11 protein-coding genes are annotated in these 9,209 nt (G+C 68.2%); 6 read left to right on the top strand and 5 right to left on the bottom strand.

Annotation, left to right across the window (positions count from 1 at the left end; genetic code table 11):
* Positions 1-260: 260 nt before the first annotated feature.
* Entirely contained in the window at positions 261-629 is a 369-nt protein-coding gene (locus C1I98_RS29795; protein ID WP_111170721.1) for a hypothetical protein, read from the top strand.
* A 143-nt stretch (positions 630-772) separates the two neighbouring features.
* Here the strand turns inward: C1I98_RS29795 and C1I98_RS29790 are convergent, their stop codons facing one another.
* The gene (locus C1I98_RS29790) at positions 773-1,762 is read right to left on the bottom strand and encodes a helix-turn-helix transcriptional regulator (protein ID WP_111170720.1); all 990 of its coding nucleotides are present in this window, start codon (positions 1,760-1,762) and stop codon (positions 773-775) included.
* 61 nt (positions 1,763-1,823) lie between these two features.
* Between C1I98_RS29790 and C1I98_RS29785 the strand changes: the two genes are divergently transcribed.
* The gene (locus C1I98_RS29785) at positions 1,824-4,049 is read left to right on the top strand and encodes an ATP-binding cassette domain-containing protein (RefSeq protein ID WP_111170719.1); all 2,226 of its coding nucleotides are present in this window, start codon (positions 1,824-1,826) and stop codon (positions 4,047-4,049) included.
* Between the two features lie 65 nt (positions 4,050-4,114).
* Here C1I98_RS29785 and C1I98_RS29780 read toward each other — a convergent pair whose 3' ends face one another.
* The 4 genes from C1I98_RS29780 to C1I98_RS29765 form a co-directional block, all read right to left on the bottom strand.
* Positions 4,115-5,341 carry a vanadium-dependent haloperoxidase gene (locus C1I98_RS29780; protein WP_111170718.1) on the bottom strand — a complete coding sequence of 409 codons (1,227 nt, stop codon included), beginning with the start codon at positions 5,339-5,341 and terminating at the stop codon, positions 4,115-4,117.
* Between the two features lie 202 nt (positions 5,342-5,543).
* Positions 5,544-5,957, bottom strand: a complete 414-nt coding sequence (locus C1I98_RS29775) for a hypothetical protein (RefSeq protein WP_146607705.1) — start codon at positions 5,955-5,957, stop codon at positions 5,544-5,546.
* A gap of 1 nt (position 5,958) precedes the next feature.
* Positions 5,959-6,189 carry a DUF397 domain-containing protein gene (locus tag C1I98_RS29770; RefSeq protein ID WP_111170722.1) on the bottom strand — a complete coding sequence of 77 codons (231 nt, stop codon included), beginning with the start codon at positions 6,187-6,189 and terminating at the stop codon, positions 5,959-5,961.
* On the bottom strand, positions 6,171-7,001 hold the full coding sequence (locus C1I98_RS29765; RefSeq protein WP_111170716.1) for a helix-turn-helix domain-containing protein: 831 nt from the start codon (positions 6,999-7,001) through the stop codon (positions 6,171-6,173). The genes C1I98_RS29770 and C1I98_RS29765 overlap by 19 nt, the downstream gene beginning before the upstream one ends.
* 187 nt (positions 7,002-7,188) lie before the next feature.
* On the opposite strand from C1I98_RS29765, the gene C1I98_RS44480 reads away from it, so the two are divergent.
* From C1I98_RS44480 to C1I98_RS29750, 4 genes are read left to right on the top strand one after another with little or no spacing between them, the layout of a single operon-like run.
* Positions 7,189-7,644 (top strand): ATP-binding protein, encoded by a 456-nt coding sequence (locus tag C1I98_RS44480; RefSeq protein WP_267898084.1) that lies wholly within the window; start codon positions 7,189-7,191, stop codon positions 7,642-7,644.
* Positions 7,641-7,958, top strand: a complete 318-nt coding sequence (locus C1I98_RS40750) for a hypothetical protein (protein WP_146607703.1) — start codon at positions 7,641-7,643, stop codon at positions 7,956-7,958. Before C1I98_RS44480 ends, C1I98_RS40750 begins: the two co-directional genes overlap by 4 nt.
* A 7-nt stretch (positions 7,959-7,965) precedes the next feature.
* On the top strand, positions 7,966-8,247 hold the full coding sequence (locus tag C1I98_RS40745; protein ID WP_146607702.1) for a hypothetical protein: 282 nt from the start codon (positions 7,966-7,968) through the stop codon (positions 8,245-8,247).
* Between the two features lie 30 nt (positions 8,248-8,277).
* A complete protein-coding gene (locus C1I98_RS29750; RefSeq protein WP_111170713.1) occupies positions 8,278-9,180 on the top strand; it encodes a TIGR03619 family F420-dependent LLM class oxidoreductase in 903 nt (300 codons plus the stop codon).
* Positions 9,181-9,209: the final 29 nt, after the last annotated feature.

The raw sequence follows: 9,209 nt of genomic DNA, 5'->3' as shown, positions 1-9,209 counted from the left end.
GTCCCCGGCCGCCCCCGGCCGTCGCCCCCTTCACAACAATCGGACATTAGCGACATACATGGCGAAAGCACTTAATAATAGTTTAATGCTAGCAATAAAGAGATTATCAGTTAGCAAAAGCATGAGATTGCTGTTTGTCGCCCTTCAAGGCCGGAAATCAGACAACCAGGATCACCCATTGTGGTGACATCCTCGGCAATTGCCAGTCATAGAGGGCAAATGCCTAACTGGGCCATCATGCCTTCCAAGGGGGATACGCAATGCCCAAGGTCAAGAAAATCGCCGCGGCCCTGGCCATCAGCACCGCGGTGACGGGCGGGGTCGTCGGCCTCGGTGCCGCGACAGCCACCACCACCGCGAACGCCGGCGTCGCCATCACCACGCAGAACTGGGGCTGCGGCGGGCACCACGGCTGCGGCGGCGGTCACTGGGGTGGCAGCCACTGCGGCGGCGGTCACTGGGGCGGCCACTGGGGCGGCCACGGCCACCACAAGCGGTGGGTCAACCGGTCCACGGTCCGGATCAACCACGCCACCGGCCACGTGCGGTGGCGCCACGCGAGAGGCTGCCTCCACATCCGCAAGAACTACCACATCATCAAGGACCACCACCACCACGGTCACTGGTAAACGACCACATTCCAATCGCAGGGTAGGAAATCATCCTTTTCCCGGATTATGCGGCGGTTCGGAATAACAGATATCCGGCGGGGCTCCAGGCGCTCGAATTGAGCGCCGGGGCTCCGCCTCCGCCATGCCCACAGGCTCCGCCGCTATCCCGCCGGGCCACGTTCCCCCGCTGAGCCGCGTTCTCCCGCCGCTCGGAGGCGGGCGCCGAAGTCGCGAAAGGCCGCCCGGAAGGCGGCCGGTTCGTGGACGACGAAGTCGGCGTCCAGGAAGGCGAGGTTCACCAGCGGCCACTGCCAGGTGTCGAGCCAGAGCACGACCCTGGTCCGCCGGTCGGTCACCGCCGAAAGCTCGGTGTCCTGGTACTTGAAGGCGTCGGCGACCGCCGCCAGCGGGGCCTCCACGGTGAGCACGACACGCTCGCGCTCCTTGTTCAGCCCTTGTCGCAGATAGTCCAGCGCGGTCTCGGCGGGCAGCGGGCGTGGCCGAAAAGCGCTCGTCGTCACCGCGAGACCGCTGACGCGGTCGATGCGGAAGATCCGCCAGTCGTCCCTGCCCTCGTCCCAGGCCAGCAGGTACCAGCGCAGGCTGTGGTGGACATGCCGGTACGGCTCGACCCGCCGCGACGTCACCGAGCCGCCCTTGCCCGCATAGTCGAAGGTCACGACGTGGCGGCGCTGGATGGCGTCGGCCAGCGTGGCGAGCACGGCGGTGCTGACGCTCGGGGCCGGCGCCGCGCCGGTCTCCAGGCTCGCGCGCAGCCGGGCCGCCCGGTGCCGCAGCCGCTTCGGCAGGAACTGATCGACCTTCCCGTACGCCCGCGTGGCCGCCTCGTCCACACTGCCCTCGGCCGCGCTCCCGGTGGCGGCGAAGGCGGCCAGCCCGACCAGGGTCGCGATGGCCTCGTCGTCGTCCAGCACCAGCGGCGGCAGCGCCGCGCCCGCCGTGAGCCGGTAGTAACCGCCGGGGCCGGGCCGGGTCTCGACCGGATAGCCGTACTCCCGCAGCCGCTCGACGTCGCGGCGCAGGGTCCGCGGGCTGACGCCGAGCCGCGCGACGAGCTCGTCGCCGCTGAACGGCCGGCCGCTCTGCAAGGTGGCCAGCAGGGCGAGGATGCGCTGGGTGACGTCCGCCATACCTCCAGTCTCCCGCTGTTGCGGTCAGAAAATGGCCACATCCGTTCGTAGCCTCGGCCGCATGCACACGATCCGCATCCGGGGCGCCCGGACCAACAACCTCAAGGCCCTCGACGTGGACATCCCCCGCGGCAGGCTGGTCGTGTTCGTCGGGATGTCCGGGTCGGGCAAGTCGTCGCTGGTGTTCGACACGATCGCGGCGGAGGCCGGGCACCAGCTCAACGAGACGTTCCCGCCGTTCACCCGCAACCGGCTGCCGAAGTGGACCCGCCCGGAGACTGAGAAGATCGAGGGACTGTCCCCGGTCGTGGTCATCGACCAGCGGCGGCTCGGCGGCAACGCGCGCTCGACCGTGGGCACCATCACCGACGCCTGGACGTACCTGCGGCTGCTGTTCTCCCGCATCGGCACGCCGTACGTCGGCGAGTCGAACCGCTTTTCGTTCAACGATCCGGCGGGCATGTGCCCGGCCTGCTCCGGGCTCGGTGAGATCGTGGTCAGCGCCGTCGATCGCTTCCTGGACCTGGACAAGTCGCTGGCCGGGGGCGCGATCCTGCTGCCCGGCTTCGGCAACGGCGGGTACTGGTACTCGCAGTACGCCGACATCGGCAGCTTCGCGGTCGACACGCCGCTGCGCGACTGGACCGAGCGGGAGCGCCAGGCGTTGCTGTACGGCGGCGAGCACGCCGCCCTGCTCGGTACCAGGCCGCCCAAGGACTACGAGGGCGTCGTGAACCGGTTCGAGCGGATCTACCTGCACACCTCCGATGACCTGTCCGACCGCAAGCGGGAGGCGCTCGCGAGGTTCACCCGCTCGCAGACCTGCTCCGAGTGCCACGGCGAACGCCTGAACGAGGCCGCCCGCACCACCACCGTCCTCGGCCGCACCATCGGCGAGCTGAGCCGCATGGAGATCACCGAACTCGCCGACCTGCTGGAGGAGGTGCGCGGCCCGGCCGTCGCGCCGGTCGTGTCCGCCCTCGGGGAACGGCTGCGGGCAATGATCACCATCGGGCTCGGGTACCTGCACCTCGGCCGGGCCACCACCAGCCTGTCCGGCGGCGAGTCGCAGCGGATCAAGACCGTCAAACACCTGGGCAGCAGCCTGGTCGAGATGCTCTACGTCTTCGACGAGCCCACCGCCGGCCTGCACCCGCACGACATCGCCGCGATGACCACCCTCCTGCGCGACCTACGCGACAAGGGCAACACGGTGCTGGTGGTGGAGCACGACCCGGCCGTCATGGCGGTCGCCGACCAGATCGTGGAGATCGGTCCGGGCGCGGGCACCGCCGGCGGCGAGCTGGTGTTCCAGGGGACGCCGGAGGAGTTGCGGGCGTCCGGTACGGCGACCGCCACGGCCCTGCGCGAACGGACGCCGCTCAACGCGAGCCCCCGGACCCCCACCGGCGCGATCAAGGTGGACGGCGCCGTACGCAACAACCTGAAGGACCTGACCGTCGAGATCCCCACCGGGGTACTGACCGTCCTGACCGGGGTGGCCGGGTCCGGCAAGTCCAGCCTGGCCGCCGAACTGGTCGATCGGCACGACGCGGTGGTGATCGACCAGCGGCCGGTGAGCACCAACCGCCGCTCCACCCCCATCACCTACACCGGGATCGCGCCCGCCGTCCGCAGGCTGTTCGCCGAGCGCAGCGGCATGCCCGCCGGCCTGTTCAGCGCCAACTCGGCAGGCGCGTGCCCGGACTGCAAGGGCCTGGGCGTCATCTACACCGACCTGGCGTTCATGGACGGCCACGAGACCGTGTGCGAGACCTGCCACGGGCGGCGCTTCACCGAGGACGTACTCCGCCACCGGGTGGACGGCCTGTCCATCGCCGACATCGACGACCTGACGATCAGTGACGCGATCGGACGGCTGCCCGCGCGGCGCGTCCGCGAGGCGCTGCGCCACCTGGACGAGGTCGGCCTCGGCTACCTGCGCCTCGGCCAGCCGCTGACCACGCTGTCCGGCGGCGAGTGCCAGCGCGTCAAGATCGCCCGCGAGCTGCGCGAGACCACCGAACCGGCCCTGTACGTGCTCGACGAGCCCACCACCGGCCTGCACCTGCGCGACCTGGCCGCGCTGCTCGGCATCCTGGACCGGCTGGTCGCCCAGGGCCACACCGCCGTGGTCATCGAGCACAACGTCGATGTGATCCGGCACGCGGACTGGATCATCGACCTCGGGCCGGGGCCGGGCAGGCACGGCGGGCGGGTGCTCTACGAGGGCCCGGTGGCCGGGCTGCGCGGCACCCGTACCGCCGCCGCCGTGCACGAGGCATGAGGATGGTCCTGACGCCGCCCCCCAGACGGCGCCAGGACCTGGCTTCGGGCTGCGTCGCCGCAGGCTCAGGAGAACAGCTTCACCGCGTTGCGCAGCGTGTGCGCGGCCACGTCTCTGCCGAGACGCACCCCCACCTCGTCCGCGATCCGGGTGTGGATGCCGGACCACACGCGGGCGTCGATGTTCTCGTCGGCGGGCCGCTTCCAGTCGGTGTAGGTACGCGTGACGCCCGGCAGGGTGGGGCTGCCGATCGTGTACGGCCGGCGCGAACGCGGGCCGATCAGCGCGGTGAGCACCTGCTGGGCCGCTCCGGCGTAGCTGTTGTGCCCGCTCGGGTAGTCGGGGTGCGCCGGGGTGTTGTGCAGCGGTGTCCAGGACGGGTCGGTGACCTGGAGCGCGGTGACCGGACGCCACAGCACATAGGCGTACTTCGCGTCCGATGTGGCGATCTGGGTGTCCACCAGTGCCACGTGGAAGAGCGCGACCAGCCCGGTACGCCAGGACTGCGATCTGTCCTGCGACTGCACGACCGCCGCCCGGAGCACGCCGTCGTACAGCGTGAGCGAGGACCCGAGCCAGAACTGCGCGGTCTCGGTCTGCGCGGGCGTGCGGGCGGTGCTGCCCGCCGCGCCGTACACCCGGACCTCCTCCAGGTCCTTCACGTAGCGCTCGGAGGTGAGCGCGGGCGGTGGCGCGGGGCGGTACTGGCTGCGGGTGGCCGGCAGGAACGGCTTGGCGTCACGGGTGCCGGACTGGACGCCCGGCGAGAACGAAGGCGGCGTCGGACGCCACACCCCCGGGTCGGACGACACCGGCGTGTACGGCGGGCTGACCGACTGCGGGTCGAGCCCGTCCTTGTCCCGCTCGGCCAGCAGCGCGTCGGCCTCCCGGGTGCCCGCGGCCACCCCGCGCCGCTTGTCGACCCCCTCCGGGATGCGGGCCAGCGACGCGGCGAGCGCCGCGTCCAGCTCCTGCTTTCGCGACGGCACCAGCGTGACCAGCGACCTGTGCACGGCGGACGCGAGCGCGGCATCCCGGAACGCGGGCGGCGACGGCCGATGCCGCAACGCCCGGGCCGCCGACAGCCAACTGATCGCCCACGTGCGGCTGTTGGTCACCTGCGCGGACGCCCCGGCGGCGGCGATCGTGGCGGCGGTGGTGTCGTACCACTCGGCCACGGTGTCGGCACGCTGCCACGTCTCGGCCGACCCGGCTAAGGGGGCCGGAGCGGCGATCGGAGCGGATAGCGGCACGGCGACCAGCGCGGCGGCGATAACCGACGAAACCGACATGTTAGGTGCTCCTCAAGGGTGGGGCGGGGTGCGACGCGATCAGCATAGGCAGAGGCAGGACCGATTAGCAATATTTCCTATAGGTAATACATGGAATATCCGCCCACTGGTATGACTGCCTCCCAGGCAGGCAACAACGCCACCCAATGCTAACGTACTGTCGCTGGGCGATCACACGTTGTGGTGATGGCCTTGAGAGGGGCTACCAGTTGTACCCGGCCTTGATGTTGCACCGCCTGATGAGCGCGATCAGCATGTACCCGGCCGTTGATCCGGCCAGTCGGACATTCGATCCCTGGGGCGAGTCGTCCAGGAGTTCGTCCAATTCCGCCCGATGCCTTTCGGCCGCGCGCCGGAGCTTGGCGAAACCTTCATCCAGGTACGGATCATCGGACTCCATCGCCGCCACCCGGCGAATGACCTCCGCCTGCGCCTTCTCCTCGGTGACGGAGGTGGGGGCCGTGCGGCGCGTCGTCCATTTGTACGGATCGACCCCCGCCTCGTCCAGGATGTCGACCACCTCATAGCAGGCGGCCAAGGGATCGGGCGCGCTACAGGCGAGCGATGTCATCACCAGGGCGGACGCCACGACGATCCGCGATAATCGCACGGGCATGCTAGGGAGCGACGTCGAACGACCCGGACTTGACCTCGGCGATAAAGGCCCGCCACACATCGGGAGCGAACCGAAGCGCCGGACCGGAACGATTCTTACTGTCCCGGACCCCGATCACCCCAGGCAGGTTGTCCGCCACCTCAACGCAGTTCCCGCCGTCAGGACTTGTATAGCTGCTCGTCCGCCAGGCGGCCTTTTCAAGTCCGGCTTTGGTCAGATCTGCTGCTTCCATGATCCCCATGCTTCCTTTATAAGGTCCACGGACTGCCCAGGTCGAAACGCCTCGGCCCGTATTCTCTCATAGCGGGTCAACATCTGCGCCACAGCGCCGGGATCCGCCGTCACCTCGCCACCGTTGGCAGAATCCACCGAAATAGTGGTCGGCGCGCCACTAACGTCCGCCAGAATGAAGCCGGACACGAAACCGTCGTAGCAGTGGGTGTCATGAGGGGTGAGCTGGATCGTGATATGCCGCAGCGCACTCAGTTCCAGCAGATGAGCGAGCTGCGCGGCCATCACCACTGGCCCACCGACAGGCCGTTTCAAGACCCATTCATCCATGAGCACCCACACGGCGGGGGGATCGGGCCGCTTCAGGACCTCCTGCCGTCGCATCCGAACGGCGGCCAGTTCCTCCACCCGCTCCTCTGACATGTTCGCGCCCCTGAACAGCGCGCAGGCATACTCGACTGTCTGAAGCAACCCAGGGACCAACAACGGTTCCCAAGTCCGCAGGGCGCTAGCCACCGGCTCGATCTCCTCGGTCCATTGCTGGAACCACAGTGGCCCGGACGGAGCCGGCTGGGCGATGTAGGCGGCGAGTCGGCCGATGAAGCCATCCGTCTCGAACAGGCGGTCGAGACTCTGGGCGAAGTCGGGTTGCGGAACACGCTTCGCCAATTCGACACTCGACACCAAGCTCTCCGAGCATCCGCAAAAGCGGGCAACCCGCCCCTGCGACATTCCAGACTGCTTACGCAGCCTACGCAATTCCACGCCAAATCGGACTACCAGCTCATTTGGCTCGGGGGGTTTCCATGCCATTACCGCCTCCTGACCGTCGCCTTACGCATCGCGACTAGGGATATCACGTCAACCGACAGCCCTGGACACCATCCGCTGAATCCTGCCGGTGACTGTCGGCTACAAATTCAGGACACGGCTGTCGCCCCTGAACGAAGGTGAGAGCCCCGACGCTCGCTCCAACAAACCAACAGGCTGCGTGAGCTATATGCGACAACTATTGGCAGACACCCTATCTAGTGCGATTTGGAAGGTAAGCACCTTTCCAGGAACGCTGGATCAGGTAGCCGCCGCTCGCCGGACAATACGGGAAATGTGGGCGGCCAATCCCTCCCTCAACGGCGACTTCCTGGACGATCTCCTCCTCATGGTCTCGGAGTTGACCGCCAACGCCATCCGCCACACCCGGAGCGGCGACCCGGGCGGCCTGGTCGGGCTGGTCGTCACCGCTCACTCCACCGGGGTACGCGTCGAGGTCATCGACCAGGGCTCGCGCACGGTACCCCGCGTGATCGGCCCCGAGGACGACGACATGCCGCTGCGGCGAGGCGGCAGGGGCCTGGCCCTCGTCGAGGCCACATCGGACAGGTGGGGCCACCATCCCGTTTCCATGGTCACGGCCCGGCGCGGCCGGGTGGTCTGGTTCGAGAAAGGAACCGCATGACGGAAAACAAAAGCGGCCGTATCAAGGTCGAGTTCTCTCCGCTCGGCACCGCCCGATGGCTGCACATTTGGGAGATCAACGACCCCACCAGCAGGGGCGTTCACATGTCCCGCGCCGGCTTCTCGACATGGCTGGAAGCCGTCAAAGAGGGCGCGTTCACCCCCGAAGAACAGGACGACCTGCTCCGGCTCAAGGCGACCTCGTGGCGGGGACGCGTACCACCGTCGTCACCACACCCGCTTCCTGGAAAAGGTTCGTCGCCGACGCCAGAAAGGGTCATTTCGACGAGTACACGGTGCGGACGTAATTCATGACCGCGCCATGGCCCTTTCCGATTGGACGATCGTGGGGAGCATCGCCCTGCATTGGATCAACGGGCACCTGATCGTGCTCACCGCCAGGCCGTACAACAGTCTGGAAGAAGCCATCAAGGCATACGAGAAACGCGAGTCCGAAAGGCGGAACCGCGACCTGGCCGACTCGGCCATCTGGTGGACGCCGCCTTCGAGCGGATGCGCGGCAGCCGTCACGCGCCGGACACGAAGGCATGGCCCCCGCCAGGCGGCCCTCCCCGATGAGCCTCAGCAGGGGGTCGAAAAGTAGTTGAAAATTCAATATGCTATATTGCCACATATGCGTATCGGATTCAGCCTCCCCCAACTCGGTGGTGTCGTCGCCCGCCAAGCAGACGAAGTGGCCCGGTTCGCCCGGGAAGCAGAAGCGTTGGGTGCCGGGAGCCTGTGGGTGGGCGATCGCCTGCTCGCCCCGGTCAACCCCACCGTCGGCTATCCGCCGGGAGTCAACGCGACGATCCCGGATGAGTTCCACCACATCCTGGACCCGTTCGCCATGCTCGCCGTCGCCGCCGCGGTGACCGAGACCCCCTTACTGGGCACCAACGTCCTGAACGCCCCCTGGTACCCGCCGGCCATGCTGGCCCGCTCGCTGACCACCATCGACCTGGTCAGCGGCGGACGGCTGGTGCCGGGCTTCGGTTCCGGCTGGTCGCCCGAGGAGTTCCAGGCGGCAGGGGTACCGATCGCCGAGCGCGGCCCGCGCCTGGACGAGTGCCTGGACGCGCTCGACCAGCTCTGGACGGCCAGCCCGGCCGAGTACCAGGGCAAGTACTGGTCCGTGCCGGCCACCCACGCCAAGCTCAAGCCGGTACGGCGACCGCCCATCTACCTCGCGGCGTTCGCCCCGGTGGCGATGCGCCGGGTCGCCAAGCGCGCCGACGGCTGGCTCCCGGTCCTCCCCCTCACCGGCCCCGGCCCGGTGGACGTGGCAGAGCTGATCACCAACCCGATGCGGCATATCAGGCAACTCGCCGCCGAGGAGGGCCGCGACCCGGCCGAGATCGGCCTGATCCTGCGTATCTACCCATTCCCCGGGGGCACGGTTGACGACATCGTGAACGCCATCCACAGCGTCTCCACCGAACCCGACGTCCAACACCTGATCGTAGACCTGATGTTCATGGCCACCAGCATCGACCACTACCTCGAAATGGCCGCCGAAATCCTCCGCCGCGCCTGACACATCCCAGCCGCCCACCCCCCGAATGC

The organism is Spongiactinospora gelatinilytica (genome assembly GCF_003236385.1).
Taxonomy (GTDB): Bacteria; Actinomycetota; Actinomycetes; order Streptosporangiales; family Streptosporangiaceae; genus Spongiactinospora; species Spongiactinospora gelatinilytica.
This window is presented reverse-complemented; position numbering and strand designations above follow the sequence as displayed.